Annotated in this window: 24 protein-coding genes and 1 tRNA gene; 12 read left to right on the forward strand and 13 right to left on the reverse strand. The window is 69.9% G+C overall.

Going from position 1 to position 25,880, the window contains the following annotated elements:
- Positions 1-783, reverse strand: coding sequence for an ESX secretion-associated protein EspG (locus tag EV186_RS04475; RefSeq protein ID WP_133847778.1), 783 nt, complete (start codon positions 781-783; stop codon positions 1-3).
- A gap of 3,121 nt (positions 784-3,904) precedes the next feature.
- On the opposite strand from EV186_RS04475, the gene EV186_RS38700 reads away from it, so the two are divergent.
- Together EV186_RS38700 and EV186_RS38705 are read left to right on the forward strand one after the other, a co-directional pair.
- Positions 3,905-5,200 (forward strand): hypothetical protein, encoded by a 1,296-nt coding sequence (locus tag EV186_RS38700; RefSeq protein WP_166659014.1) that lies wholly within the window; start codon positions 3,905-3,907, stop codon positions 5,198-5,200.
- A 21-nt stretch (positions 5,201-5,221) separates the two neighbouring features.
- Positions 5,222-5,377, forward strand: a complete 156-nt coding sequence (locus EV186_RS38705; protein WP_166659015.1) for a hypothetical protein — start codon at positions 5,222-5,224, stop codon at positions 5,375-5,377.
- An 818-nt stretch (positions 5,378-6,195) separates the two neighbouring features.
- Here EV186_RS38705 and EV186_RS38710 read toward each other — a convergent pair.
- Together EV186_RS38710 and EV186_RS04485 are read right to left on the reverse strand one after the other, a co-directional pair.
- On the reverse strand, positions 6,196-6,492 hold the full coding sequence (locus tag EV186_RS38710) for a hypothetical protein (protein ID WP_166659016.1): 297 nt from the start codon (positions 6,490-6,492) through the stop codon (positions 6,196-6,198).
- Between the two features lie 68 nt (positions 6,493-6,560).
- Positions 6,561-7,250, reverse strand: a complete 690-nt coding sequence (locus EV186_RS04485; protein WP_133847780.1) for a dienelactone hydrolase family protein — start codon at positions 7,248-7,250, stop codon at positions 6,561-6,563.
- A 122-nt stretch (positions 7,251-7,372) separates the two neighbouring features.
- Here EV186_RS04485 and hisC point away from each other — a divergent pair, with 122 nt between their 5' ends.
- Complete coding sequence (hisC, locus tag EV186_RS04490) at positions 7,373-8,437, forward strand: histidinol-phosphate transaminase (protein ID WP_133847781.1); 1,065 nt, start codon at positions 7,373-7,375, stop codon at positions 8,435-8,437.
- Between the two features lie 19 nt (positions 8,438-8,456).
- Here the strand turns inward: hisC and EV186_RS04495 are convergent, their stop codons facing one another.
- From EV186_RS04495 to EV186_RS04505, 3 genes are read right to left on the reverse strand one after another with little or no spacing between them, the layout of a single operon-like run.
- Positions 8,457-9,212, reverse strand: coding sequence for a sulfite exporter TauE/SafE family protein (locus EV186_RS04495; RefSeq protein WP_133847782.1), 756 nt, complete (start codon positions 9,210-9,212; stop codon positions 8,457-8,459).
- A gap of 45 nt (positions 9,213-9,257) precedes the next feature.
- Positions 9,258-9,632 carry a VOC family protein gene (locus EV186_RS04500; protein WP_133847783.1) on the reverse strand — a complete coding sequence of 125 codons (375 nt, stop codon included), beginning with the start codon at positions 9,630-9,632 and terminating at the stop codon, positions 9,258-9,260.
- 45 nt (positions 9,633-9,677) lie between these two features.
- A complete protein-coding gene (locus EV186_RS04505) occupies positions 9,678-10,361 on the reverse strand; it encodes a GntR family transcriptional regulator (protein WP_133847784.1) in 684 nt (227 codons plus the stop codon).
- A gap of 99 nt (positions 10,362-10,460) precedes the next feature.
- Between EV186_RS04505 and EV186_RS04510 the strand changes: the two genes are divergently transcribed.
- Positions 10,461-11,708: an MFS transporter gene (locus tag EV186_RS04510; RefSeq protein WP_133847785.1), complete on the forward strand. Its 1,248-nt coding sequence runs from the start codon at positions 10,461-10,463 to the stop codon at positions 11,706-11,708.
- Positions 11,705-11,863 carry a hypothetical protein gene (locus EV186_RS38715; protein WP_166659017.1) on the forward strand — a complete coding sequence of 53 codons (159 nt, stop codon included), beginning with the start codon at positions 11,705-11,707 and terminating at the stop codon, positions 11,861-11,863. Before EV186_RS04510 ends, EV186_RS38715 begins: the two co-directional genes overlap by 4 nt.
- Positions 11,864-11,913: 50 nt before the next feature.
- Here EV186_RS38715 and EV186_RS04515 read toward each other — a convergent pair whose 3' ends face one another.
- Positions 11,914-13,527, reverse strand: a complete 1,614-nt coding sequence (locus EV186_RS04515; RefSeq protein WP_133847786.1) for an SdrD B-like domain-containing protein — start codon at positions 13,525-13,527, stop codon at positions 11,914-11,916.
- A 135-nt stretch (positions 13,528-13,662) separates the two neighbouring features.
- On the opposite strand from EV186_RS04515, the gene EV186_RS04520 reads away from it, so the two are divergent.
- Complete coding sequence (locus EV186_RS04520; protein ID WP_133847787.1) at positions 13,663-13,944, forward strand: DUF2277 domain-containing protein; 282 nt, start codon at positions 13,663-13,665, stop codon at positions 13,942-13,944.
- Positions 13,945-14,003: 59 nt separating this feature from the next.
- On the opposite strand, the gene EV186_RS04525 is transcribed toward EV186_RS04520, so the two are convergent.
- From EV186_RS04525 to EV186_RS04535, 3 genes are all read right to left on the reverse strand, one after another.
- The gene (locus tag EV186_RS04525; protein ID WP_166659018.1) at positions 14,004-14,963 is read right to left on the reverse strand and encodes a Kelch repeat-containing protein; all 960 of its coding nucleotides are present in this window, start codon (positions 14,961-14,963) and stop codon (positions 14,004-14,006) included.
- A gap of 454 nt (positions 14,964-15,417) precedes the next feature.
- Positions 15,418-15,502, reverse strand: a tRNA-Ser gene (locus EV186_RS04530).
- A 13-nt stretch (positions 15,503-15,515) separates the two neighbouring features.
- Entirely contained in the window at positions 15,516-15,944 is a 429-nt protein-coding gene (locus EV186_RS04535; protein ID WP_133848762.1) for a MarR family winged helix-turn-helix transcriptional regulator, read from the reverse strand.
- A 152-nt stretch (positions 15,945-16,096) separates the two neighbouring features.
- Between EV186_RS04535 and EV186_RS04540 the strand changes: the two genes are divergently transcribed.
- Both EV186_RS04540 and ypfJ read left to right on the forward strand, forming a co-directional pair.
- Positions 16,097-17,809 carry a bifunctional metallophosphatase/5'-nucleotidase gene (locus EV186_RS04540; protein ID WP_133847789.1) on the forward strand — a complete coding sequence of 571 codons (1,713 nt, stop codon included), beginning with the start codon at positions 16,097-16,099 and terminating at the stop codon, positions 17,807-17,809.
- Positions 17,810-18,355: 546 nt separating this feature from the next.
- Positions 18,356-19,276 (forward strand): KPN_02809 family neutral zinc metallopeptidase, encoded by a 921-nt coding sequence (ypfJ, locus tag EV186_RS04545; protein ID WP_133847790.1) that lies wholly within the window; start codon positions 18,356-18,358, stop codon positions 19,274-19,276.
- On the opposite strand, the gene EV186_RS04550 is transcribed toward ypfJ, so the two are convergent.
- Both EV186_RS04550 and EV186_RS04555 read right to left on the reverse strand, forming a co-directional pair.
- Positions 19,273-20,202, reverse strand: coding sequence for a prenyltransferase/squalene oxidase repeat-containing protein (locus EV186_RS04550; RefSeq protein ID WP_133847791.1), 930 nt, complete (start codon positions 20,200-20,202; stop codon positions 19,273-19,275). The two genes, ypfJ and EV186_RS04550, sit on opposite strands and share 4 nt — an antisense overlap.
- Positions 20,203-20,211: 9 nt before the next feature.
- Positions 20,212-20,856, reverse strand: coding sequence for a GNAT family N-acetyltransferase (locus EV186_RS04555; RefSeq protein WP_133847792.1), 645 nt, complete (start codon positions 20,854-20,856; stop codon positions 20,212-20,214).
- A 65-nt stretch (positions 20,857-20,921) separates the two neighbouring features.
- Here EV186_RS04555 and EV186_RS04560 point away from each other — a divergent pair, with 65 nt between their 5' ends.
- Together EV186_RS04560 and EV186_RS04565 are read left to right on the forward strand one after the other, a co-directional pair.
- Positions 20,922-21,893: an NAD(P)H-quinone oxidoreductase gene (locus tag EV186_RS04560; protein ID WP_133847793.1), complete on the forward strand. Its 972-nt coding sequence runs from the start codon at positions 20,922-20,924 to the stop codon at positions 21,891-21,893.
- Positions 21,894-22,191: 298 nt separating this feature from the next.
- Complete coding sequence (locus tag EV186_RS04565) at positions 22,192-23,412, forward strand: ISAs1 family transposase (protein ID WP_279538272.1); 1,221 nt, start codon at positions 22,192-22,194, stop codon at positions 23,410-23,412.
- A gap of 19 nt (positions 23,413-23,431) precedes the next feature.
- On the opposite strand, the gene EV186_RS04570 is transcribed toward EV186_RS04565, so the two are convergent.
- Positions 23,432-24,634 (reverse strand): cysteine desulfurase-like protein, encoded by a 1,203-nt coding sequence (locus EV186_RS04570; protein WP_133847794.1) that lies wholly within the window; start codon positions 24,632-24,634, stop codon positions 23,432-23,434.
- A 97-nt stretch (positions 24,635-24,731) separates the two neighbouring features.
- Here EV186_RS04570 and EV186_RS04575 point away from each other — a divergent pair, with 97 nt between their 5' ends.
- Together EV186_RS04575 and EV186_RS04580 are read left to right on the forward strand one after the other, a co-directional pair.
- Positions 24,732-25,292: a bacterial proteasome activator family protein gene (locus EV186_RS04575; RefSeq protein ID WP_133847795.1), complete on the forward strand. Its 561-nt coding sequence runs from the start codon at positions 24,732-24,734 to the stop codon at positions 25,290-25,292.
- Between the two features lie 116 nt (positions 25,293-25,408).
- A complete protein-coding gene (locus EV186_RS04580; protein WP_341814188.1) occupies positions 25,409-25,879 on the forward strand; it encodes a hypothetical protein in 471 nt (156 codons plus the stop codon).
- The last annotated feature ends 1 nt before the right edge of the window (position 25,880 follow it).

Genomic DNA, 25,880 nt, shown 5'->3' on the forward strand with positions numbered 1-25,880 from the left:
TCACTCCTCGGTCACGGCCGCGAGCAGCTCCCGCAGCCGGTGTTCGATGCGGGCCGAGTCGGCGGGCGCGAACGTCAGCCACGTCTCGCCGTCGCGCGACGTGCTCGCCTGCACCGAATAGCGGCCGGCTTCGGTGTCGATCCAGTTCAGAACGGGGGTGCGGGTGCGCCGGTTCAGCCGGTCGGTGGCGTTGGCGGCGAACTGCCCGCCCGCCTTCCGGTTCGTCTCGATCAAGGTGGCCAGCGTCCGGATGTCGCGCCCGGTGATCCCCGCGTCGGCCAGCGCCGACTCGAACGCGGTGAACCCGAGTCGCTCGTACTCCTCGACAGCCGCGGTGAAAGCGGCGTTCGGCATCCGCACCTCACCGCCCGGCCCGGCCGGCGTGTCCGGCAGGAGCTGCACCAGCGCCGCGGGCAAAGCCGTGCCACGCACGGGAATCAGCCGCAGGACGTCCTCGGTGAGCACCGCGAGGACCCCGCGATCGCCCCGCGCCGCGGCCAGCACCTGCAGGCGTTCGCGGATCATGAGCTGACCGTCGATCGTGACGGAGTTGCGCACCAGCAACAGAAGCATGTCCTCGAGGTCCTGCGCGAGGTCGTCGCCGTCGGCGAGCCCGCGGTCGGCGAGGTCGTCGAAGGTCTGCTTGCGCAACTGGTCGCGCTCGTCGAAGGTCATCCCGTGGGACCGCACGTCCAGCGGATAGGGCCGCTCGCCCACGTCGAGCCGCTCCCAGACGAAGTCGAACTCGCTGTGCGACAGGCTGAATGCGCGAGGTGCAACCACAGGGTCAGCCTCTCATCTACAGGTAGCGATCGTTCTGCCCGATCACGCTCGGGGCCACCATTTCGCCGCCGTACATGTCCTCGGACTGAACGAGGTAATCGGGTTTGGGACGTTCTTCCTCGGGCGCTGGTTTCGGTTCTTGCTGGGGCTGCTGAGTTGCGCCGTCGACGGGTTGCCACGGCGGGCGCGTAGGCGGGCTGATGGGCCCGATCGGGGCGGACGGGCCGGCCGGGCCGAACCCCGGACCGAAGTCACCCGAAGGTCCGAAGCCGTCTTGCCCAGCCCAGGGTTGCGCCGGAGTTGGGGGTGGTGCGAAGTTCGGCTGCGGTTGAGCGCCGGGTTGGCTGGGGTTGGGCTGCGGTCGAGGGCCCGCTGGGGTCGCGGGTCCTTGTGGCCCAGGCCGGAACTGCGGCGGGGCACCAGTGTTGGGCGTCGGCCCAGCGGCTGGCGGGGACGCTTGCGGCACAGGACTGAACTGCGGCGGCGTGCCGCTGCTCGGCGGCGGCCCAGCGCTTGCCGGAGACGCTTGCGGCGCAGGACTGAACTGCGGCGGAGCGCCGTGAGGCGCCTGTCGGCCCGGATTGGGCGGTGGTGCGGCACTCACCGAGTGCGGCCCCGGACTCACGGGCGCTGGCCGGCCGGGATTGGACGGCAATGCGGCACTCACCGGGTGCGGCCCCGGGCCCACAGGCCCCCGTCGGCCGGGATTGGACGGCGATGCGGCACTCACCGGGTGCGGCCCTGGGCCTACGGACGCCGGTCGGCTGGGATTGGGCAGTGGTCCGGCACCCGCCGCTTCTCGCGGCCCAGGACCGTACGCCGTCCCCGAACCGAGCGGTGACTGGACGCCGTGGGCGCCGGGGTTGGGCGGCGCTCCAGCTCCGGTTCCTTGCGGTCCACCAAAGGGCGACGGGGCGCCGTGGGGCGCCGGCTGAACGGCGTTGGGGTGTCCAGCACCCGCCCCTTGCGGCCCAGAGGAACGGGCGCCGTTGTGGCCGGGCGGGGCCGCGTTGGGCATCGGCCGGGGCCCGGTTGTCTGGGACACGGCGGCCGGCTGGGGCGGTGCCCCGCTGACTCCCGGTCCGGGGTTGGCGTTACGTGGACCGGGGTTCGGACGAGGCGGTTGAGCGGCGTTCGGCACCGGCTGCGCCGGATTGGGCCACGGCGCCGAGGTACCTGCGTTCGGCATCGGTTGTGCGCCAGTGGGTTGCGGACGTGGTCCCGGGTTGGGTGGACCGGGATTGGGCCATGGCGCCGACCGCGGTGCTCCGTTGGGTGGAAGGTTCGGCCAGGACGCCGAAGTACCGGCATTGGGCGGCGGGCCGGGGTTCGGGCGAGGCGGTTGGGTGGCGTTCGGCCCGGCCTGGAATGGCGGGCCGGGCCGGTTGAGCTGTTGACTCGGAGGCGGCTGGACGGACGGCGGTCGATTCGGTCCACCCGCGGGAAACGGCGGCTGACCACCAGGTGGCGGGCCGGGGCGCAAGGCCTGTGTTCGCGGTGCGGCCTGATCGAACGGCGTCCCGGGCTGACGAGTGGGCGGGAACTGCGTTCCCGATGGGGCGCCGAATTGGTGCGGGGCCGGCGTTTGCGGCATCAGACCAGGAGGATTTCCGGGCGGCGGCTCGCCTTGATCGGACATCGGTCCTTCGGGCACACCAGCCGCGACTTGCGGATCCGGGCTGTCCTCACCAACAGGAGTCGGCGTGCTGGGCGGCGGGACATCCGCCGAATCCGGATCTTGATCCGTCGGCGGTACCGGAACGCCGACGAACGACTCCAGATACGAAGCTTCGTCGGGGGTTACTGCTACCAGTGGCGCACCCGGTTGCGGCGCAGGATCGGCGATACCCGCTCCGGACTCTCGAACAGCTTCGACCGCGCCATCTTGACCGGAGGCCGTCGATTCCTGCGGCTCGACAGCCTTGGTCTGGCCGTCCTGACCAACTGGCGCCGGCTCCGGCCGGGATTTGTGCTGATCAGTCGATGAGGGCTCGGCCTGCACTTCTGTGCTGTCCTGCCCATTCGGCGCGAACTCAGGACGCGAATGCTGCCCCGCCCACGACTCGGATTCGACGAACTGGCCTGCTTCACCGACCGGCGCCACCTCTGATCGCGAGGCCTGCTCGCCGACCGGCGCCAGTCCCGACCCAGCGCTCAGGACGGCCTGCGGATCTTCTTCGACAGCCTCGATTTCGCGGTCCTGGCCAATGGGTGTGAACTCGGGCCGAGAATGCAGCCCAGTTCGGGAGGGTCGCGGATCCGGATTCTCTTCGAGGGTCTCACTCTCCTGGCCGACCGGCGCGAACTCGGGTCGCGAGTGCTGCCCGGCCGGAGGCCCAGGCTGGTTCTCGGTCTGCAGATCTGGAGCTTCCCCGGGGGCCGCAACCTGGCCGTCCCGATCAACCGGCGCGAACTCCGATCGCGAACGCCGCCCACCTGTCGGACCAGGCTCGATAGGCCGAGTCGCCTCGAACCGGTTCTCACCCGGCCCGGCCGGACCCAACCCCGGTCGCGAATACGGCCCAGGCTCAACTGACTGACCCGCCTCGAACCGGTGCTCCTCCCGCAGACCTGAAGGTTCCTCGGCGGACCCAACCTGGCCATCCCGAGCAACCGGCGCGAACTCCGGGCGCGAACGCCGCCCAGCTGACGACCCCGGCCCGACAACCTGGCCTGCCTCCGACCGGTTCCCCTCCCGCAGATCCGGAGCGTCCCCGGCGGACCCAACCTGACCATCCCGATCAACCGGTGCGAACTCCGGCCGCGAATGCTGCCCACCTGTCGGGCCAGGCTCGACAGACCGACTCGCCTCCGACCGGTTCTCATCAGGCCCGATCGGAATCAACCCCGGCCGCGAGTATTGCCCGGCCAACGGCCCTGGCTCGACTGACTGAGCCGCCTCGAAACGCTTGTCCTCCCGCGCACCTGAAGCTTCCCCGGCAGCCCCGCCCTGGCCGTTCCGACCAACCGGCGCGGACTCCGGTCGCGAACGCCGCCCACCTGTCGGACCAGACTCAACAGACCGACCCGCCTCGAACCGGTTCTCGTCCCGCAGATCCGGAGCTTCCCCGGCGACCTCAACCTGACCATCCCGACCAACCGGTGCGAACTCCGGTCGCGAATGTTGCGCAGCGAAGGGCTCAGGATCGACGAGCCGGCCCGCCTCAATCAAGCCCTCATCCGACCCGACCTCGGCGAAACCCGGTCGCAAATGCTGTCCGGCCAACGACCGAGGCTCGCCCGGCCGACCCGCCTCAAACTGGTTCTCCTCCTGCGGATCCGGAGCTTCCTCGGCAGCCGCAACCCGGCCAACCGGCGCCAACCCCGGCCGCGAACGCTGCCTGGTCGACCGCCCCGGCTCGGCAAGCTGATCGGCCTCGGACCGGTTCTCCTCCCGCAGCTCTGGAGCTTCCTCGGCAGCCTCAACTTGGCCGCCCTGATCAACGGCTGCGAGCTCCGGTCGCGAGTGCTGTGCGGCGAAGGGCTCGGGATCGACGACCCGGCCCGCCTCAAATTCGTTGTCGCCCCGCGGAGCTTCCCCGGCGGTCCCAGCCTGGCCGTCCCAAGCAACCGGCGCGAATTCCGGGCGCGAATGCTGCCCAGCCGACGGCCCAGGCTCAACAGACCCACCCGCCTCGAACCGGTTCTCCTCCCGCAGCTCCGGACCTTCCTCGGCGACCTCAACCTCGCCGTCCCGAGCAACCGGCGCGAACTCCGATCGCGAACGCCGCCCAGCCGACGGCCCAGGCTCAACAGACCCACCCGCCTCGAACCGGTTCTCGTCCTGCAGCTCCGGAGCTTCGTCGGCTGCCTCCACCTCGCCGTCCCGACCAACCGCCGCGAACTCCGGGCGCGAACGCCGCCCAGCCGAAGGCCCAGGCTCAGCCGCCTCGGACTGGTTCTCGTCACGCAGATCCGGAGCTTCGTCGGCAGCCGCATCCTGGCCATCCGGATCGACGGCCGCGAACTCCGGGCGCGAATGTTGTGCAGCGAACGGCTCGGAATCGCCGAACCGGCCCACCTCAATCAGGCCCTCATCCGACCCGACCGGAGCGAACCCCGGGCGCGAATGCTGCCCAGCCGACAGCCCCGCGCCGACAAGACGGCCCGCATCCGACTGGTTCTCGCCCCGCGGATCCGGAGCTTCCTCGGCTACCTCCACCTCGCCGTCCCGATCAACCGGAGCGGACTCCGGGCGCGAACGCCGCCCAGCCAACGGCTCCGGATCGACCGGCTGCTCCGCGTCGAACTCGTTGTCGGCCGGCAGGTCCGGAACTTCCCCGGCAGCCGCAGGCTGGCCATCCCGATCAACGACCGCGAACTCCGGCCGTGTGTGATGCGCAGCGAAAGGCTCTGGATCGACGACCCGGCCCGAGTCGATCAGGCTCTCATCCGACCCGACCAAGGCGAGCCCTGATCGCGAATCAGGTTCGACAGGATGACCTGCCTCCGACGGGTTCTCCCCCTGCAGATCTGGCGGTTCCTCGGCAGCAGCATCCCGATCAACCGGCGCGAACTCGGCCGGCGGCGACTGCTCGGCACGCGAACCGAACCAGGGCTCCCGCCCGTCGGCATCGGGCTCGACCGGTGGTGAAGTCGGTGGCAACTCCGGAGCCTGCGCCAGGGCGTCAGGAGAGTCTTCGGCGACGCCGTGCTGGCCGGCCGGCGAGTCGAACCAGCCGGAGGGCTCGGTGGTGGCGAACCACGACGGGTCCTGGGGCGGTTGCGGCTCGGGCATGGGTGAATCATCCGGTGCGGCCACGTCGTCGCGGGCCGTTTCGGCGATCGGGTCATCCGACCGTGGGACGGTGGGCTCCGGGTCTGGCGCTGCGTGACGGCCGCCGCCCGTCGGAGGTGCCACCAAGGTCGGCGGTTGCGTGAACTCCACCATTCCCTCCGCGTTGGCAGCCGTCGCGCGCTCGTAGTACGCCATCACTTCCGCGGCCTGGCGGTGCGCGGCCCGGGAGCGTTCGGCTTGGGGCGCGTGGTCCTGTAACGCCGCCAGCAACGATGCCGCGCCGGTCCCGAGGAAGCCGGTCACGGGATGCACCGCAGGCGGAGCCACCGGCATCTGGAAGCTCGCCACGGCCAGCGCCGCCGACTGCTCCGACACGCGACCGCCGATGTCCGACGCCGCCTGCGCCGCCTGCTCGCCCCAGTCGATCAACGGCACCAGCGCCGCATGCGCCCCGACCGCCTGCTCGCCGTGCCAGACGGAGGTGCCGATGCTGTCCATCGTCTCGTGGAGGTCGCCGGCCAGCGCACCCAGTTCGTCGGCCAGCTGCTTCCACTCGTCGGCGATCTTGGCGACGCCTTCGGGGCTGGCCTCGTCGATCATGTCCGCCAGCTCGGCGTGCTCGCGGGCGCGCCAGTTCTCGCCCCGGTCGGGGTCGGCGTCGGGCCACGCGCTGCTCATCGGTCGCTTGCCCGGTCGACGACCGCCTCCGCGGCACGCAGGGTCCGGTCGTACGCGGCGAGCGCGGACAGCGAGCCGGCGGTGCGGCGGGCCAGTTGGCGGGCGAACCGACGGCTCGCCGAGTCCGATCCGACCGGCAGCGGCCTGCGCAGCCATTCGGCCCGCCCGCGTAACACCGCGAGCCGGGCACGCGACCTTGCCAGCGCGGCACGAAGCCGCCGGGCGCCCGCCGGATCGAGCGTGACCCGGCCGTCGGCGACCAGCGCGGCGAGCTGAACGGGGTCCGGCCCCATCGGCAACGGCTCCTCACCACGGCGACTGCGGCACTATGCCACGCCCCGACGCCGGTTGTGCCGCGGTTCTAACGGAGATGCGCGTCGAACCAGTTCAGCGTGCGTTGCCACGCTTCCTGGGCCGGACCGTGATCTTCGTCGGGCTGGTCGGGAGCGAGCCGGACGACGTCGGACGCCGCTTCCGCGCTGATCGCCGCCTCGCGCAACTTCGCCACCGACTCGACCGAAATGCCCGGTTCACGTTCGCCGTAGAGCCCGAGCCACGGACACCGCAGGTCGCCTGCGACGTCGACCAACGCCGGCAGCCCGTCCGACAGCGGTTCGAGGATGCCGCGGGCGGACACGCTCACCGCCGCGCCGATGTCCCGGCCCGCGGCCACGACCAACGCGACGGAGCCGCCGAGCTCGAAGCCCACGACGCCGAGCAGGTCCTGGCGCACGCCGCGTTCGCCGAGCCAGCCGAACGCCACATCCGCGGCGGCCAGCACGGCCTCGCCGGAGAGCCCGCTGATCTGCTCGCGAGCCGTGGCTTCGTCGATGTCGCCTGCGCCTTCGTCGCCGGGGTAGAGGTGCGGCGCGACGGCCAGCCAGCCCTCCTTGGCCAGCGCGTCGACCAGCAGCCGGACCGTGCTCGTCACGCCGTGCGCACCGTGCAGGACCACGATGCCGCCGCGCACCGCCCGATCAGGCAGCGCATACGTGATGTGCAGTGCGCGGCCGTCGGTGAGCGTGGCGTGCTCGGTGCGGGTATCGGTCATGGCGTCACACAATCACGTGTGGGTGAACACCAGTCAACGTGATGATCGGGACCCACAAGGCGGTTGACAGCCCAGGTGCCCCGCCCGGCAGAGTAACCGCGACCGACGAACAAGGAGTGCCGATGACCGCCCGCACCCGCGCTGACCTGGCTGCCCTGCCGAGCTACGTGCCCGGCCGCGCCATCGAGGGCGCCATCAAGCTGGCGTCCAACGAGGTGCCCGGCGGCCCGTTGCCGAGCGTCGCGAAAGCGATCGCGGACGCGACCGCGCTCATCAACCGCTACCCGGACTCGGGCGCGACCGAGCTGATCGCCATGCTCTCGGCGCGCCTTGGCGTTCCGGCCGAGCAGATCTCCGCGGGCTGCGGCTCGGTGACGTTGTTCCAGCAGCTCGTGCAGGCCATGTGCACCGAGGCCGACACGGTGGTCTACCCGTGGCGCTCGTTCGAGGCGTACCCGATCATCGTGCAGGTCGTCGGGGCGCAGCAGGTCCAGGTGCCGCTCCACGACGACCAGTCGCTCAACCTCGACGCGCTGCTCGCCGCCATCACGCCGGAAACCCGCATGGTCGTCGTCTGCACGCCGAACAACCCGACCGGCACGGCGGTGCGCCGCGAGCCGCTGACCAGGTTCCTGGACGCGGTGCCGGACAACGTGCTCGTGGTGATCGACGAGGCGTACCGCGAGTTCGTCACCGACCCCGAGGTGCCCGACGGCGTCGAGCTGGCCAAGGAGTACTGGGCGAAGGGCCGGGACGTGGCGGTGCTGCGGACGTTCTCCAAGGCCTACGGGCTCGCCGGGCTGCGCGTGGGCTACCTGGTCGCGCCGCCCGAGGTCACCGACGCCGTGCGCAAGGTGTTCGTGCCGTTCGGCGTGAACGCGCTCGCGCAGGTCGCCGCGATCGCGTCGCTCGAGGCGGCGGACGAGCTCCTGGAGCGCTGCAAGGAGATCATCGCCGAGCGGTCGCGGGTGCACGCGGCCCTGACCGAGGCGGGCTACGACGTGCCGCCGACGCAGGCGAACTTCGTGTGGCTGCCGCTGGGTGACCGCGCGCTCGAGTTCGCCGAGCACTGCCTGACGCACAAGGTGATCGTGCGACCGTTCAAGGGTGACGGCGTGCGGGTGACGATCGGCACGCCGGCCGAGAACGACACCTTCCTCACCGCCGCAACGACTTTCGTGCGGTGACGGCTGTGCCGAGCAGGATCTAGCGCACGAGCAGTTGCACGATCGCGGCCACCCCGACCACGACGATCACGCCGCGCAGGACGGTCGGCGAGAGCTTCTTGCCGACCTTCGCGCCGATCTGCCCGCCGACCACGGAGCCGACGGCGAGCAGCAGGACGGCGAGCCACGCGACGTCCGCGGCGAAGGCGTAGATGAGCCCGGAGACCAGATTGGCAAGCGCGGCAAGGACGTTCTTGGCTGCGTTGATCCGCTGTAGACCTTCGTCCATCAGGATTGCCATGAACGCCACCAGGATCACCCCCTGGGCGGCGCCGAAGTAGCCGCCGTAGACGCCAGTCGCGAACACGGCCAGCCACAGCAGGACGCCGCCGTGCGGGTGTCGCTCGGTCTCCCGCGCGGCCAGCTTCTTGGCCAGGAACGGCTGGACGATCACCAGGACCAGCGCGATCACGATCAGGACTGGCACGACCGCCTCGAACGCGTCCGCGGGCAGCGTCAGCAGCAGGATCGCGCCGACGATCGCGCCGAGGCAGGTCGCCGAGGACAAGCGGATCAGACGCGCGCGCTGGCCGTGGAGTTCGTCCCGGTAGCCGATCGCGCCGCTGACCGAGCCGAGCACCAGCCCGAGGCCGTTGGACACGTTGGCGACGACCGGCGAGTAGCCGACCGCGAGCAGCACGGGGAAGGTGACGAGCGTGCCGGAGCCCACCACGGTGTTGATGCCACCGGCGAAAACCCCGGCTGCCACGACGGCGAGGCCTTCGAGCGGCGTCACCGGATTCGTCCCATCATCCCCGATCTAGCCCGCACGTCGCGGAGCCTAGTCGCGCGGGGCGAACACGCAGAACTCGTTGCCTTCCGGATCGGCCAGCACATCCCAGTCGATCTCGTCGTCCTTGGCCCTGACCAGCGACGCTCCTCGGTCGAGGAACTCCTGGGTGTGACCGAAAACATCGAGGTGCATCCGGTTCTTCACGGTCTTCGCCTCGGGCACCGGAACGATCCAGAACAGCGGGCCGACGCCCTCGGGGTCCACGATCGGCACGGGCCACTCGTGCGGCCGCACCCAGTCCGGGTCGTCCGACGACGGGAGCAGTTCGTCCTTGCGGCGGTAGTTGATGGCGGCGCACCACCAGTCGGCGAGCGCGTGGTGGTCCGCGGCGTCGAGGACCAGGTCTTTGAAACGTCCAGGCATGCGCCGGATCTTGCCAGCGGGAGCCGGTGGTGCCACCCGAATTTGTCAGCCGGGGTAGACGTCCAGCAGCTGGCGTTCGGCGTCGTCGAGGTACTGGGTGAGCAGCCGTTCGGCCGCGGGCGCGTCCCGCTTGACCAGCAAGGTCTCGGCGATCTCGCGGTTGCGCGGCAGGTACGGGAGGTAGAACTCGCGCGCATCGCTCATCGCGTGGAAGACCAGGCGCAGCTCGGCTAGCACCTGGCTCATCATCGTGTTGATCCGCTCGCTGCCCAGCAGTGCGCTGATCGCGCGGTGGAAGCGCATGTTCGCGGTGCCGACGCCGGCGAAGTCCAGTTCGGACTTGGCTTCCTCGCCGGCCTCGACCGCCTCGAAGACCCGGTTGGCGCCCGCGGTGTCGAACCCGGCCCGCATCGCCTGCAGCTCGATGAGCCTGCGCACGTGGAAGACGTCTCCCACGTCTTCGCGGGTAGGCATGCGGACGAAGAAGCCGCGGTTGAGCTGCTGGGTGAGCAGGCGTTCATGCACCAGCATCCGGCACGCCTCGCGCTGGGTGTTGCGGGCGACGCCCAGGTACTCCTTGCCGATGTCGTCCGGGACCTTCTCGCCCGGCTGCAGGTGCCCTTCGATGATCAGGTTCCGGAGCCGGTCGGCAGCCGGCTCGACGACGCTGTCGCGTTCCAGCGGACCGTGCAGCTTGCGCAGCTCGGCGAACCGATCAGAGGTGATCACATCCTCGCTTCTATCAATCCCACGAGAGGATTGTCAAATCGTCCCACAATCCTATACCTTGAGTCGACACACTGAGTTACGAGACGTGCGAGGTGAGTCATGGCAACCGTCCACCAGCTGCCCGCCACCGACAAGGGGCTGGGCTGGTACCGCCAGCTGCCGAAACCGGGGAAGCGTGCCTTCGTAGGCGCATTCCTGGGGTGGGGCCTGGACTCGTACGACTACTGGGTGCTGCCCCTGAGCGTGACCGCGATCGCGGCGACGTTCGGGCTGACCAACGGACAAAGCGGCTTGCTGGCCACGACCACGCTGGTGTGCTCGGCGGTCGGCGGCGTCCTCGCGGGCGCGCTCGCCGACCGGATCGGCCGGGTGCGCACGCTGATCGTGACGGTGCTGGTCTACGCCATCTGCACGGCGTTGTGCGGCCTCGCGCCGAACTACGAGACGTTGCTCGTGCTGCGTGGCCTGCAGGGCGTCGGCTTCGGCGGCGAGTGGGCGACCGGTGCGGTCCTGGTCGCGGAGTACATCGGCGCTCGCCACCGAGGTCGCGCGGTGGCCGTGGTGCAGAGCGCGTGGGCGGTCGGCTGGGCGCTCGCGGTGGGCGTCTACGTCCTGGTGTTCAGCATCGCCGACGACCGGTGGGCGTGGCGGATCCTGTTCCTGACCGGCGTGCTGCCCGCGTTGGCCGTGTTCGTGCTGCGGCGCGGCGCGTCCGACGCACCGGTCTACCAGGAGAAGCGCGAACGCGGCAACCTCATCGACATCGTGCGCCCGGACCTGGTGCGCACCACGGTGTTCGCCTCGATCCTGTCGACCGGTCTGCAAGGTGGCTACTACACGATCGCGACCTGGCTGCCCGCGTTCCTGAGCAAGGAGAAGCACCTCCCGGCCACCGGCGTCGGCGGCTTCCTCGCGTTCACCATCGCCGGCGCGTTCACCGGCTACCTGGTCGGCGGGCACCTCGCGGATCGGCTGGGCCGCAAGCCGACGTTCCAGCTGTTCGCCGTGCTGAGCGCGGTGGCGATCGTGCTGTACACGTCGCTTCCGGCCGGTGCCAACGGATACGTGATGTACCTGGGCTTCCCACTGGGCTTCTGCTCGTCGGCGATCTTCAGCGGGATGGGCGCGTACCTGGCCGAGCTGTTCCCGGTGCGCGTGCGGGCGACCGGGCAGGGCTTCACGTACAACTTCGGCCGCGGCGTGGGCGCCTTCTTCCCCACCGTGATCGGCGTGCTGTCGACGTCGTTCGGCCTGGGCGGCGCGATGTCGTTCGGGGCGGTGGCCTACGTGCTCGCGTTCGTGGCGTTGTTCTGGCTGCCGGAGACCCGCGGCCGGGAGCTCACGTGATCACGTCGGCTGCGGTCGGGGTGCTGCTCGCCTCGCTCGCCAGCGTGTGGCTGCTGAGCAGAACCAAACTGATCGGCCCGATGGCCGTGGCCGGCTTCGTCCTCGGCGCCCTCGCCACGATGTCCATGGTGGTGCTGGTGCAAGGACCCACATGAGTCCGGTGTGGACGGTCCACCTCCCGGACCGTCCACACCGGCGCCTCAGCCTAGGCGGTGCGCCACCGCCGGGTGGCCAGCACCAGGGCCGCGCCCGCGGCCAGCAGGAGCACGCCGCCGAAGAGCGGCGGGAAGACGTCGACCCCGGTGTAGGCGAGGCCGTGCGCGCCCGCCGAGCCCTGCGGCGTCGGGGTCGTGCCACCGCCGGTACCCGGGGCTGGTGCCGTGGTCGTCTGCGGATCCGGGTGGTTCGGGCCGGGCTTGATCCGCAACGGCTGCGGGTAGATGCGTGGCGGGTTCTTGATCTCCAACGTCAGGGCGCCGCTGACCGGCTGCCACCGACCGACGACCTCGACTTCGTGCCGGCCCGACGGGAGGTCGGCGAAGTTGACGAAGCCGCGCTTGTCGGACGTGGCGCGACCGATGATCTTGTGGGAGAACTGGTCGCGCAGCACCACCTTGACGCCACTCACTCCCTCGGTCTCCTGGTCCCAGGTGCCATCGCCGTTGCGGTCGTACAGCAGCTGACCTCGGCCGGAGCCGCGCTGACCGGGCACACGTGCCTGGTCGTGGGCGGTCGCGCGGCCGTCCACGTCCGCGTCCGGGCCGAAGTCGCAGCTGACCGAGACATAGCCGTCTTCGCGCGCACCGGCCGGGACCGTGTCGTACACGTCGAAGGTCCGCGTCTGGCCCGCCGCGAGCGTGACGCCGGCACCGTCGACGGCCAGCGGGCCGTGGCCCGGCTTTGACGGGTTGAGTTCGTTCTGGAAGCCGCCCCGGTCGCACACGGCCTTGACGCCGGTGAGCTCGGCGTTGCCGCTGTTGGTCAGCTTGACCGTCGCGTGCGCGACCTCGCCGACCTTGTAAGTGGACTTGGTCAGCTTCATGGTTGCGTGCAAGCGATCCGACAGCGGCCGCTTGAACGCGACGAACTGGTTCTCGCGGCCGGCCTCGTCGAGGTAGAACGAGTCCTCGCGCACGATCGGAACGTACCCGCCGTCCATCCGGTACGAGGCCGTGTAGTTGCCGATGGGGACCGTGAAGCTGAAGTGCCCCTGGGCATCCGTGACTTGTGATTCCTCGGTGTACGGCGGGCCGCCGACGATGTGGACGGTCACGCCCGGCAACGCCTGCTCGCCCGGGTCCATCGTGGCGTTGGCGTTGGCGTCGAAGTAGGCGGTGCCGGAGTAGACGCCGGTGAGGGCCGAGATGGGTGCGGTCAGCGTGACTCGCTTGTGCGGGCCGTCGGAGGAGAAGTTGTTGAACGCGTCCAGCGTCTCGGTGAAGGACGTGGTGTCACTGTGCGGGAAGGTGACGTCGGCCGTGACGTCGAGAACCTTGCGCTCCCCCGCCGCGAGCACGACCCCGATGCTGGTGCCGTCGATCAACCCGTCCCACTGGGCGGTGTCGAAGCTGAGGTCCCCGTCCACGTCGACCGCCATCGACACCGGTTCGGTGCCGGTGTTGGCCACCTCGACGTGCACCTTGATGGGCTCGCCGAAGTGGTACGCGGCCTTGTCGAGCGTGGCACTGAACGAGAAGCCGGACCCGGCAGGCGGGATGGTCGGCACCGTCGGGAAGGTCGGGTCGTCGGCGTACGCCGGAGCGCTGCCGAGAAGCAGCGCCAAGGCGGAGATGGACGCGACTATGCGCGCACGAGTCACTGGGTTCCCCCTGGTAGGAAAGGACTCAGGCGCCCCCGACGCGTCCCCCGCAACCGGCCTGATGATCGAGCGGACTCTACCGAAGCGGCTTTTCGGTGCGCAGGGTCCATCCGGGTCAATGCGTACGCTGGGCTCATGTGCCGCAACATCACCACCCTGCGCGGTCTGCAGCCGGCCGCGACCACCGAGGAAATCGAAGCCGCCGCGCGCCAGTACGTGCGCAAGGTCAGTGGCGTGCAGTCGGTGTCCGCCGCAACCCGCGACGCGTTCGAACTGGCGGTGGCCGAAGTGACCGCCGCGACGACGAAGCTGCTGGAGCAGTTGCCGGAACGCAAGCAGCCCCCGACGACGGTGCCGCCGCTGCGACGTCCTGAGGTTCAGGCCCGGATCGCGGCTAAGCAAACCGCCAGCCGGTAGACCTCCTACACCTAGGTCCAACTTGAGGTCCACGCGCGTCGTCCCGGTCTATCGGGCCGTTACTCGAACTCCGCGCCGCTGTGCTCGAGGTCCAGGGCATCGACGTCCGAGACAAACGCGCGGGAGCCGTCGGCATGCGGAGTGGTAACACCGCCGACGATGACGACCGTGCCTTCCTGCTCGACGGTGCCGTCGACTGAGCCCCGGGGTTTGGGGAGCAGCACGTCGAGCAGGCTCCACCGGTCCATGGCCGGATCGTAGATCTCCGTGGTCCTGCGGCTGCCGATGGGAACACCGTCCTTCGCCTCGGTACCGGCAACAGCGACGATCACCGGGCGATGCCCGATCTTCGTTGCCACGACGCAGGCCAGAATGCGCGACTCTTGCATGTCGTGGACCGCGGACCACTGGTCGCGCGCCGGGTCGTAACGTTCCACCGACGACATGGACTGCTCGTCCGCGGAGAACCCACCGAGCGCATACAGGTGGTCCTCCAGTGCCACGAGCCGAAACTTCTCGCGTGGCGTCGGCATCGGGCTGAGTGCGGTCCAGCCGTTTCCCGCCGGGTCGTGCACGAGGACCGAATCCGTTGTCGTGCCGCTGTCGGGACCCGAGGGGATGAAGCCTCCGACCAGGTAGAGCAGCCCGCCGAGCCCGGCCGCGCTCGCGCTGTTCCGTCGTTCGGGGAGCCGCGGCCCGTTCGTCCAATGCCCGGATACCGGGTCGTACACCTCAACCGAGTCCAGAGATTTGTCGTTACTTCGTATACCGCCGATCGCGTATATGAGACCGGCGACCACGGCCGTCGCATGATTGGCGCGTGCCTGCGGGATCTTCTTGACTTCGTGCCAATCGAGATCGCCCGTGGCGTGCCGGGCCTCGGTATCAGGCCACACTCTCTCGTCGGTGAACCCGCCGACCGCGAAGATGTCCGACCCGACCCTGGCGACGCCCAGCGCGGCGCGGGCGCGCAGCAACGGTGGTCGCGATACCCATTTGCTTGGTGTCTGGTTGCCCATCAGAACTCCTAAGTTCCCCACCTTCGACATCGGCACGTCCAGCCTGGCCGTGACATGCCTGAGCCATCCATTTGAAGAAGGGGCCAATGGGCCCGCTGGTCCCTACGAGTTCGCGTCTGGGACAAACGGTCGACTCGCAGGTGATCTCGACCTGTGGTCACCTGGAATGGACACGAAACGTCGGACGATTCAACGGTCATAAACTTTTGGATGGCGGCCCACCGCCATTTATTTTTCGACCCAAGTGGAAGACCACGATCTTGAGGCAGTGCCTAGTTCGCGTTCCGTATGCCAGCACTGCAGGGCCAGCGGTCGAGATGCACGATGAGCGAGCGGGCCGAGCGCGCGAATGTCTACCTACGTCAACGGCATGAGACTGCGAATGAGACTGTGACGCGCGAAGGGTGCCGCACCGATCCGGTGCGGCGCCCTTGTTCGTGCAGGTCAAGCCGAGCGGAGGCGGAGGGATTTGAACCCCCGGACCCTTGCGGGTCTTCCGCTTTCAAGGCGGATGCATTCGGCCGCTCTGCCACGCCTCCTCGACGCCACAGACTAGTCGGTGAGGTTGTCGAGGTGGTCGATGACTCGTTCGAACACCGCCGCCACGACTGCTTGCTCTTCCGGAGTCATGAGATCGATCAGGTGGTCGCGCACGCCGTCGACGTGGGTGGGCGCGGTGCGGCGGAGCATCTCCGCGCCCTTGTCGGTCAGTTCGGCCAGTACGCCGCGTGCGTCGTCCGGGCAGAGCCGCCGCTGGACCAGGCCCGCATCCTCCAGGCGGCTGATCTGGTGCGACAGCTTGCTCTTCGTGGCCCCGACGTCTCCGGCCAGTTCGCTCATGCGCACGCTGCCGTCGCGTTCGGACAGTTGGACCAGCACCTCGTAATCGACCAGTGACAGTTTGTGCTTCTCCGCCAGCTCCCGGTGCAACTGCCTGCGCAACAGGCTCGTACCGACCACATAGGCCCGCCACGACCGCATCTCCGCGTGGCTCAGCCACCGCGGCGGCGCTTGCGTCTCCGTCACGTTTCCAGGCTAGACGCTTCCAGCTCTGGTGTTTGTCGCTTTCGCCCGGCAGACTCCCGCTCCGTGCGCCCGCAGGCACCGACGCGGGCATCCCCCACGGAGGACACATGACCTCATCGACCCGCCATGCGCGCAGGTTAGCGGCGGCGATCGCGGCCATCGGGCTCAGCGCGACCGTGGCAGCAACCCTGCCGCCCGCCGCCGCTGCGGCCGCACCGGCGCGCACGACCGACGTGCGCATCATCGGCATCAACGACTTCCACGGCAACCTCGAGCCGCCGGCCGGCTCGTCCGGGCGCGTGACGCTCTCCGACGGCACCACCGTCGACGCGGGCGGCGCCGTCTATCTCGCGACGCACGTCAAGCAACTGCGTGCCGAGGTCCGCAACTCGCTGGTCATCAGCTCCGGTGACAACGTGGGCGCCTCGCCGCTGACCTCCGCGCTCTTCCACGACGAGCCGACCATCGACTTCCTCGACTCGCTCGGCGTCCTGTCCGGCACCGTCGGCAACCACGAGTTCGACGAGGGCTACAAGGAACTGCAGCGCATGCAGTTCGGCGGCTGCCACCCGACCGACGGCTGCCAGTTCCGGCCCACCTTCCCGGGTGCGAACTTCCCGTTCCTGGGCGCCAACGTCACCTTCGACAACGGCATGCCCGCGCTGCTGCCGTTCACCGTCACGTTCTCCGGCGGCCAGCCGATCGCGGTCATCGGCGTCACGCTGCACGACCTGCCGAGCGTCGTCACCCCGGAGGCCATCGAGGGCCTGAAGTTCGGCGACGAGGTCAAGGCGATCAACAACACCTCGAAGCTGCTCGACTTCTTCGGCATCCGCGCGCAGATCGTGTCCATGCACCAGGGCAACAACACCGAGGGTGGCGGACCGAACGACTGCAAGATCGCGCCCGGGCCGGCCGTCGACATCGCGCAGAAGGTCAGCCCGAGCGTCGACGCGATCTTCACCGGGCACAGCCACCAGCAGTACAACTGCCAGATCAACGACCCGGCCGGCCACCCGCGCACGGTCATCCAGGGCTCGTCCTTCGGCCGGCTGCTCTCCGTGGTGGACCTCAAGATCGACAACCGCACGCACGACGTGCTCCGCGACCAGACGACCGCGCACAACGAGATCGTCACCCGCACCGTCACGCCGGACCCGGCCACCCAGGCCCTGGTCGACGAGGCCAAGGCCAAGGCCGCGCCGATCGGCAACAAGACGGTCGGCACGATCACGGCGGACCTGCTCAAGGACGGCGGGACGACCGGTGAGTCGACGCTCGGCGAGGTCATCGCGGACGCGCAGCTCGAGGGCACGCAGAGCAACAACGCGGTCATCGCCATCACCAACCCGGGCGGTATCCGGGCCGACCTGAACTACGCATCGTCGTCGGCCGGTGAGGGCGACGGCGTGGTCACCTACGCCGAGGCGTTCACGGTGCAGCCGTTCAGCAACATCATGCAGACGATCACGCTGACCGGCACGAACCTGAAGAACGTCCTCGAGCAGCAGTGGCAGGCCGGCGGCATCGTCCGGGTGCTGCAGGTGTCGTCGTCGCTGCACTTCACGTACTCGCAGTCCGCGCCGATCGGCTCGAAGATCACCAGCGTCACGGTGAACGGTCAGCCGCTCGACCCGAACGCGACCTACCGGGTGTCGGTGAACAACTTCCTCGCCGCCGGCGGGGACGGGTTCACCGAGTTCACCAAGGGCACCGACCTGGCCGGTGGCCCGGTGGACCTGGACGCGTTCACCGCGTACCTGACCGCCCACCCGAACCTGGCGCCGCCCGCGCTGGACCGGGTCACGGCCACGCCGTAACGCACCGCGCAAGGGGCGCCGCTCGGGTGGAGAACTCACCGAGTGGCGCCCCTTGTTCGTCCCAACCAGACGGAGATCGACAGTTTCACCAGTTCAGGGGGCGCGTTTCGGGTTGTGTCCCCGGTCACAGCGGAGCATCATCGAGGTAACGGCCGGACACGCGAGCGGCATGCGTCAGGTCCCGCGGCGTACCGCGGCGATGCCCTGCCGGGAGAGGACAGGTGGTGCCGTGGCACTGCAGCACTCCGACAGTGGCCACTCATCGGCTGCGACCCCGCGGGCGGGACGAGCCGTCTCGATCCGATCGCGATTGTGAGCAGCAACCAGGTTCGTGGTGCGCGCCTCGGCGTTGCAGCGCAGCAAGGAAGCGCACGCTGACGAAGTTGAGCCCCACTTCGGGCGGCGTCTCTGTGGCGCCCCTGGTCGGGCTCCTCGCCCCCTGGCCCAGATGAGGACCACTCGACAACTCGCAAAACCCCGGGTGCGGCGCCGTGAGGCGCCGCATTCGGGCATGTACGGGACGATCTCCTGCCTTAGGGTGTCCCCGTGGATTTCAACGACGATGTTTCGCTGGACACCTCGCAGGTCCAGGACACCCGTGGCGCGGGCGGCGGGGTCGGCGGCCGGGTCGCGCTCGGCGGTGGCGGCCTCGGGATCGTCGGCCTGGTCATCTACTTCCTGATGTCGCAGTTCGGCGGCGGTCTCGGCGGCGCGGGCAACCTCCCGCTGACCGACGGCGGGCTCGGCGACAACCAGGCCGTGAGCAACAGCAAGATCTCGTCGGAGTGCCGCACCGGCCGCGACGCCGACACCAACCACGACTGCGCGCTGGTCGCGATCATCAACTCGATCCAGGGCTACTGGCAGGACGAGTTCGCGCGCTCCGGCAGCACGTACAAGGTCGTGCCGACGATCTTCTTCACCGGCAACGTGAACACCGGCTGCGGTGGCGCGACCGCCGACGTCGGGCCGTTCTACTGCCCCGCGGACGAGCGCGTGTACATCGACCTGTCGTTCTTCGACGAGCTCAAGCAGCGCTTCGGCGCCAAGGGCGGGACGTTCGTCGAGGCCTACGTGCTGGCGCACGAGTACGGCCACCACGTGCAGAACCAACTCGGCACGTCGAACCGGGTGGGCAAGGAGAGCGGGCCGACCTCGGGCTCGGTGCGGCTGGAGCTGCAGGCCGACTGCTACGCGGGCGTGTGGGCCAACCACGCGACCACGTCGCCCACCAAGGGCGGCGGACCGCTGATCAGCGACATCACCGACGACGACATATCGCGCGCGCTGGATGCCGCGAGCCGCATCGGTGACGACTACATCCAGACGCACCTGGGCGGCGGGTCGGTGGACGAGAGCCAGTTCACCCACGGCTCGTCGGCGCAGCGGGAGAAGTGGTTCACCACCGGCTACCAGAGCGGGGACCCGACGCGCTGCAACACCTTCGACACCAACAACCTCGGCTAACCCGCGTCCCACCACGCGAGCACGCGGGTGGCGTGGAAGGTGACCCACTTCGACGGCTCGCCCGCGGGCACGTCGACCTCGAACCACACGTCGCCCGGGTGCCGGCCCACGGTCAGCCAGGTGCCGTCGGGTCGGCGTGCGGCGCGGATGCGATCGATCGCCTCGGCCATGCGCGGGTCGGGGGCCGCGCCGTCGTGCAGGCAGGCCTCGCGAAAGTAGTCGGCGGCGTAGAGCACGCTGTACGACCAGCGGAACGGGTAGCGGAAGTCATCGAGCCACGGCCCCACCGGTTCGCCGGTGGACCGGCGGCGGACCAAGTGCCGTTCCAGCAGGTAGATCTCGCCTGCGCGACGGGCCGCGGACGTCTGCCCCGTCGAGGTGTCCCAGGCCAGCAGGGCGCGCAGCGAGTTGATCGTCGAGTGGAACGACGAGCGGGTCGAGCCTTCGACCCACTCGCAGTTCCAGCCGCCGTCGGGCAGGCGGTGCTCGACGAACCAGTCGGCGATGGCCTGGATGTCGGCGCCGAGCCACAGGCCGTTCATCAGCGTCCAGGCGTTGATGCAGCAGTCGACTTCGCCGCCCCAGTAGGGCAGGTTGTCGTACTCCCAGCGGGAGTTCGCCGCGAGCTTCTCGACCGTGCCGGCCAGGACGCCCGGGTCCAAACCCCAGTCCCGCAACAGGTTCAGCGACCACGTCGTCGCGGTCCACGGTTGTCCCTCGGACTTCGCGCCGTCCGCGGGGAAGAACGCGCCGCCCGCCCACTGGCCGTCCGGGTCCTGCAAGGCGAGCAGCCGGGCGCCGAAGCCTTCCGTCGCGACCCGGGCCCGGGTGGCCTGCCAGACCTCGGGTGGCTCGCCGACCAGGTCGCGTTCGACCTGCCAGCGCAGGGCGGGATCGCTGTCACGCAGCCACGCGGTCAAGTCCATGCGCACACCCTAACCGTGCAGAAGCGGCAGGCACCCGGCCAATCCGGACACGTCAAGCGTCCACTCAGGACGGATGAACTCCTCGGGCCGGACCACGAATTCCAGCTGCCGCACCGGTTCGCCGCGACGCGCCGCGCACGACGAGCCGTTGTCGCGGTAGCCGAGCTTGCGGCTGACCCGGATCGAGGCGACGTTGTCGGTCCAGGCATCGGACACGGCCTCGCAGGCGCCGAGGTGGTCGAAGGCGAACGCCAGCACGGCGGCGCGCATCTCCGTGCCGAGCCCCTTGCCGTGGTGGCGCAGGCCGAGCCACGAACCGGAGCGAACGGTGCGCGCGACCGGGAAGGCCGTGGCCGAGATCCCCTGGGAGCCGATGACCTCGCCGTCGAAGCGGACCAGGAAGTTCAGGGTCCACTTGTCGGTCGCGAACGTGGCGCGCTGGTTCCAGTAGAACTGCAGGACGTTGCGGCCCAGCACATCCTTGGGCTGATCGGTCCACGGGACCGTGAACGGCATCTGCTCGGGCGGGTGGACGCCGCGGTGGACCTCGTCGACGAGCTCGAGCAGGCCCGCGTCGTCGTCCGGGCGCAGCTCGAGCCGGGGCGTGCGCAACACCAGGTGGCGCAACGGCCACGGGTCGGGGATCTGCTCCATGCCTGAGGATGGTGTCGGCTGCCCGGCCGCGAGCGCCAGCGGGTTTCGAGTCATAGGGTCGGGGCATGCATGCGATCACGATCCGGGAACCGGGTGGACCCGAGGTGCTGGAGTGGACCGAGCAACCGGACCCGACGCCCGGACCCGACGAGGTGTTGATCGACGTCGCCGCGAGTGCGCTCAACCGCGCGGATCTGATGCAGCGCGAAGGGAAGTACCCGCCACCACCCGGGGTGACTGAGGTGCCGGGGCTGGAATGCAGCGGCACGATCGCGGCGGTCGGCGACAACGTGACCGGCTGGCAGGTCGGCGACCGGGTGTGCGCGCTGCTCGCCGGCGGCGGGTACGCGACCAAGGCCGTCGCCCCGGTCGGGCAGATGTTGCCCGCGCCGAACGGCGTCGACCTGATCGACGCGGCCGGGCTGCCCGAGGTGGCGTGCACGGTGTGGTCGATGGTCGTGATGAACGGGCGGCTCGGCGCCGGGGAGACGTTCCTCGTGCACGGCGGGGCCGGCGGCATCGGCACGCACGCGATCCAGGTGGCGCGCGCGCTCGGTGCGACGGTGGCCGCGACCGCCGGGTCGGGCGAGAAGCTGGCGCGCTGCGCGGAGCTGGGCGCGCAGATCACCATCAACTACCGCGACGAGGACTTCGTCCAGCGCATGAAGGAAGCCGGTGGCGCGGACGTCATCCTCGACAACATGGGCGCGGCTTACCTCGGCCGCAACGTCGACGCGCTGAACCGGTTGGGCCGCTTGGTGATCATCGGCATGCAGGGCGGGATCAAGGGCGAGCTGAACCTCGGCGCGCTGCTCGGCAAGAACTGCGCGGTGATCGCGGGTGCGTTGCGCAGCCGGCCGCGGCCGGAGAAGGCCGACATCGTGGCGCAGGTGCGCGAGCACGTGTGGCCGCTGGTCGAGTCGGGCGAGGTCAAACCGGTGATCCACGAGATCGTTCCCGCCGACCGGGCATCGGACGCCCACCGCGCGCTCGCCGGTCCGGACGTCGTCGGCAAGGTCGTGCTGCGGATGCCCTGACGCCTGGGTTTTCCACGGGCGACCAGTTGTCCACAGATCCGCTTCAGGCGCCCCACACCCCACCTGACCTCGATAGACTGGCATGAAGGGGTGCCCCCGGGACGGGTCAGGGCGTCGTCAAAGTCGATCACCTGTATGAGGGCAGGCACGGTCTCTGGTTGATCATGTGAGTGTCGAAGTCCCATGATCATGTGAGAGAGCCGTGCCTGCCGTTGTATCTTCCCCGATTCCTGCTGTGTTTGATCGCCTGGGCCGACTCCCGCTCGGGGAGGCGGTTGATCTGCGGGATTACCTGGACGTGGTGAGCGATCCGCGGGATCGCCGTGGTGTGCGTCATCGGCTGGGGGCGTTGCTGGTGATGGCCGCGGCCGCGGTGGCGGCCGGGTCGCAGTCGCTGCTGGCGATCTGGGAATGGGTGGCGGATCTGCCGCAGTGGGCGCTGGCCGCGCTGGGGGCCCGACTCGACCCACGGACCGGCCCCCGGCATGTCGCGCCGGGGGAGGCGACCCTGCGCCGCGCGCTCGCGATGATCGACGGTGACGAGCTCGACGCCGCGGTCAGCGCCTGGATCGTCGATCACACCGAACCCCACGATCTGGAGCAGTTGGGCTGGGTGCCGGTCGCGGTGGACGGCAAAACGTTGCGGGGCACGGTCGGACGCACCGGTGGCGCCGGAGTGCACCTGCTCTCCGCGCTCACCCACCAGCGACCGGTCGTGGTCGGGCAACGACTCGTGCCCATCGGCTGCAGCGAGATCAGCGAATTCGCGCCCCTGCTCGAGCGCATCAGCCAGGCCGGGATCGACCTGAGCACCGTGGTGGTGACCGCGGACGCCCTGCACACCACCCACGCCCACGCCACCTACCTACGCCAGCGCGACGCGCACTACGTGTTCGTGGTGAAGAAAAACCAGCGCCGCCTCTACCACCAACTCGCCGCGCTGCCCTGGCCCCACGCCATCCACCACACCAGCACCGGAATCGGACACGGCCGCCTGGAACAACGCACCCTCGAAGTCCTGCCCGCCCCCACCAACCTCGGATTTCCCGGTGCCGGATTTCCTGGTGTCGCGCAGGTCTGCCAGATCACCCGCTACCGCACCAACCGCACCACCGGCATCCGCCAAACCCACACCAGCTTCGCCCTCACCAGCCTCACCCCCGACCACACCACACCCGCACACCTCACCCGCCTGCTCCGCGGACACTGGAGCATCGAAAACCAACTCCACTGGATCCGCGACACCACCTACCGCGAAGACCACTCCCAGGTTCGCACCCACACCACACCCCGCGCCATGGCCACCCTGCGCAACCTCACCCTCAGCGCCCTACGCCTCACCCACCACAACACCAGCATCGCCACCGCACTACGCACCATGACCCGCAACATCACCAACCCACTCACCCTGCTCGGAATCCCCACCCCCACCAACAACCAACCAACTTTGACGACGCCCTGCCGGGACGGGTGGGGGGCTGTCTTCGCGCGCGCGAGGCGAGCGCCGGTGAGGAGCTGATCGACCTCGACAGCGGGTTCTAGGGCGCTAGTTCGGCGACCGCGGCGACGAGTTGATCGACCTCGGCCGCCGTCGTGTAGTGCGCCAGGCCGACGCGCACCGCGCCGCCGATCTCGGTCACGCCGAGCGCCGCGAACACGCCGTTCGTGGTCTCGTCGGCGAAGGCGCAGATGCCGCGCTCGGCGAGGTGGTTCACCGCGTCGGAAGCCTTCACGTCCTGGATCGCGAACGACAACGCCGGGATCCGGCGCATCGCGTCGCCGATCACCATCACGTGGCGTTGCCCGCGCAGGTCGGAGATCAGCTTCGCGAGCAGGCCCGCCTGGTACGACTTGGCCGAGCTCAACGACGTCTGCAGGCGTTCGCGGCGGGTGCCGGTGGCCGCGTCGTCCATGTCCGCGAGGTAGTCCACGGACGCGACCAGCCCGGCCAGCAGCTGGTAGGCGTGCTGACCGAGTTCGAGCCGCTCGGGGCCGGTGGCGGCCGGGTCGAGGGCGTAGGACGGCAGGCGCGCGAGCAGGCCGGGGTCGGCGAACGCGAGCGCGGCCACCGACGGCCCGCCCCACGCGCCCGCGGACACGGCGACCACGTCCGCGCCGAGCGCCTTGATGTCCAGCGGGACGAACGGCGCCGCCGACGTCGCGTCCACGATCACCTTCGCGCCGTGCTCGTGCGCGGCGGCGGCGATCTTCGGCACGTCCGGACGGCTGCCGACCAGGCCGGAGCCCGCGGTCACCGCGACCACCTTGGTGCGGTGGGACAGCAGGGTCTCGTACTGCCACGCGGGCAGCTCGCACGTCTCGATGTCGATCTCGGCCCAGCGCACGGTGCCGCCCGCACGTTGCGCGGTGCGCAGCCACGGCGCGATGTTGGCCTGGTGGTCGAGCCGGGAGACGGCCACCTCGTCGCCGATGACGAACCCGCCGCCGATGGCGTCGGCCAGGCGGTTGAGCAGGGTCGCGGCGTTCGGGCCGAGCACGACCCCGGCCGGATCGCAGCCGACGAGGTCGGCGACGGCGCGGCGGGCGGCGTCGACGATGGCGCTGGCGCGCTGGGACGCCGGGAACACCCCACCCGGGCCGGAGACCGGGGCGCGCATCGCGGTGGACACGGCGGTGGCGACCTGTTCGGGCACCTGCATACCGGCCGGCGCGTCGAGGTGCACCCAGCCATCACCCAGCGCGGGAATGAGCCCACGGATCCGAGCGACGTCGAACGCCATGCTGACACCGTACGGGTGTCCGAAGGGGCTCGTTTGCGGGGGCGGCGGGGCGGATAGTCTCGACCCCGAACACCCGCGCTACCGCAGGACGGAGCCGATGAACCAGCCCAACGACGCCGACGAAGAGCGTGAGCAGGCCCAGCACGTGATGGTGGTCGGCCCAGACGGTGCGCCCCTCGGCACCGCCAAAATCCCCGGATCGGGCGACGACGAGGACGGCACCGCCGAGTCGGTCGGTGACATGGTCGAGCAGCCCGCCAAGGTCATGCGCATCGGCACGATGATCAAGCAGCTGCTCGAGGAGGTGCGCGCCGCTCCCCTGGACGAGGCTTCCCGCAATCGTTTGCGGGAGATCCACAAGCGGTCGATCGCCGAGCTCGAGGGCGGGCTGGCGCCGGAGCTGCGTGAGGAACTCGAGCGCCTGTCGCTGCCCTTCACCGAAGAGGGCACGCCGTCGGACGCGGAGCTGCGGATCGCGCAGGCCCAGCTGGTCGGCTGGCTGGAGGGCCTGTTCCACGGCATCCAGACCGCGTTGTTCGCCCAGCAGATGGCCGCGCGCGTGCAGCTGGAGCAGATGCGCCGCGGTGCGCTGCCGCCCGGCATGGGTGGCGCCCAGCAGCAGGACGGCCCGCGGATCGGCGGCGGTCAGTACTTGTGAGGCGGCTGGTTGTCGTCGCCGTCGCTTTGCTAGCGGCGGCGTGTACCTCGTCGCCGTCGGACAGCGCGCCGCCGCCGGTGTCGACCACTCCTGCGCCGGCTACGTCGGCGCCCGCGGTGACGACGACGCAGGGCTCGCCTGCGTCCCGCCCGACCGGGCCGGTGGACAAGGCGTGCGCGTTGCTCAGCGCCGCGGAGCTGGAGCACGCCTTCGGCCCGACGGCGTTGAAGCCGGTCGAGCAGCCGCCGAAGGGCCTCGGAGTGGCGTACCGGCACGGCTGCCAGTACTCGAATCCGTCGGTGACGATCACGCTGGACGTGCTGTTCGCGCGCGACCAGGGCGGCACCGAGCGCAAAGCCATCCAGGACGCGACCAAGCACCGCGTGGACGTCGAGATGGTCCCCGGTATCGGCTCGGCGGCCGCCTACTTCCGGATGGAGACGGGTTCGACCAGCGGCTTCGCGGCGGCCAAGCCCATGGGCACGGACAGCGTGATGGTGATCCTGCTGGCCAAGGCGGCTGATCACGCCGGGTCCAAGGAGACGTTCGCACAGTTGTGCACGCTGGCGCTGCAACGGATCAAGTAGC

Source organism: Labedaea rhizosphaerae, from assembly GCF_004362825.1.
GTDB classification, from domain to species: Bacteria; Actinomycetota; Actinomycetes; order Mycobacteriales; family Pseudonocardiaceae; genus Labedaea; species Labedaea rhizosphaerae.

Bases quoted from the DNA above. Each gene is read 5' to 3' on its own strand.
- EV186_RS38700 (WP_166659014.1), top strand. From the start codon at position 3,905: ATGTTGCGCAGCGAAGGGCTCAGGATCGACGAGCCGGCCCGCCTCAAT.
- EV186_RS38705 (WP_166659015.1), top strand. From the start codon at position 5,222: ATGACCTGCCTCCGACGGGTTCTCCCCCTGCAGATCTGGCGGTTCCTC.
- EV186_RS38710 (WP_166659016.1), bottom strand. From the start codon at position 6,492: ATGGGGCCGGACCCCGTTCAGCTCGCCGCGCTGGTCGCCGACGGCCGG.
- EV186_RS04485 (WP_133847780.1), bottom strand. From the start codon at position 7,250: ATGACCGATACCCGCACCGAGCACGCCACGCTCACCGACGGCCGCGCA.
- hisC (WP_133847781.1), top strand. From the start codon at position 7,373: ATGACCGCCCGCACCCGCGCTGACCTGGCTGCCCTGCCGAGCTACGTG.
- EV186_RS04500 (WP_133847783.1), bottom strand. From the start codon at position 9,632: ATGCCTGGACGTTTCAAAGACCTGGTCCTCGACGCCGCGGACCACCAC.
- EV186_RS04510 (WP_133847785.1), top strand. From the start codon at position 10,461: ATGGCAACCGTCCACCAGCTGCCCGCCACCGACAAGGGGCTGGGCTGG.
- EV186_RS04520 (WP_133847787.1), top strand. From the start codon at position 13,663: ATGTGCCGCAACATCACCACCCTGCGCGGTCTGCAGCCGGCCGCGACC.
- EV186_RS04525 (WP_166659018.1), bottom strand. From the start codon at position 14,963: ATGGGCAACCAGACACCAAGCAAATGGGTATCGCGACCACCGTTGCTG.
- EV186_RS04535 (WP_133848762.1), bottom strand. From the start codon at position 15,944: ATGCGGTCGTGGCGGGCCTATGTGGTCGGTACGAGCCTGTTGCGCAGG.
- EV186_RS04540 (WP_133847789.1), top strand. From the start codon at position 16,097: ATGACCTCATCGACCCGCCATGCGCGCAGGTTAGCGGCGGCGATCGCG.
- EV186_RS04550 (WP_133847791.1), bottom strand. From the start codon at position 20,202: ATGGACTTGACCGCGTGGCTGCGTGACAGCGATCCCGCCCTGCGCTGG.
- EV186_RS04555 (WP_133847792.1), bottom strand. From the start codon at position 20,856: ATGGAGCAGATCCCCGACCCGTGGCCGTTGCGCCACCTGGTGTTGCGC.
- EV186_RS04560 (WP_133847793.1), top strand. From the start codon at position 20,922: ATGCATGCGATCACGATCCGGGAACCGGGTGGACCCGAGGTGCTGGAG.
- EV186_RS04570 (WP_133847794.1), bottom strand. From the start codon at position 24,634: ATGGCGTTCGACGTCGCTCGGATCCGTGGGCTCATTCCCGCGCTGGGT.
- EV186_RS04575 (WP_133847795.1), top strand. From the start codon at position 24,732: ATGAACCAGCCCAACGACGCCGACGAAGAGCGTGAGCAGGCCCAGCAC.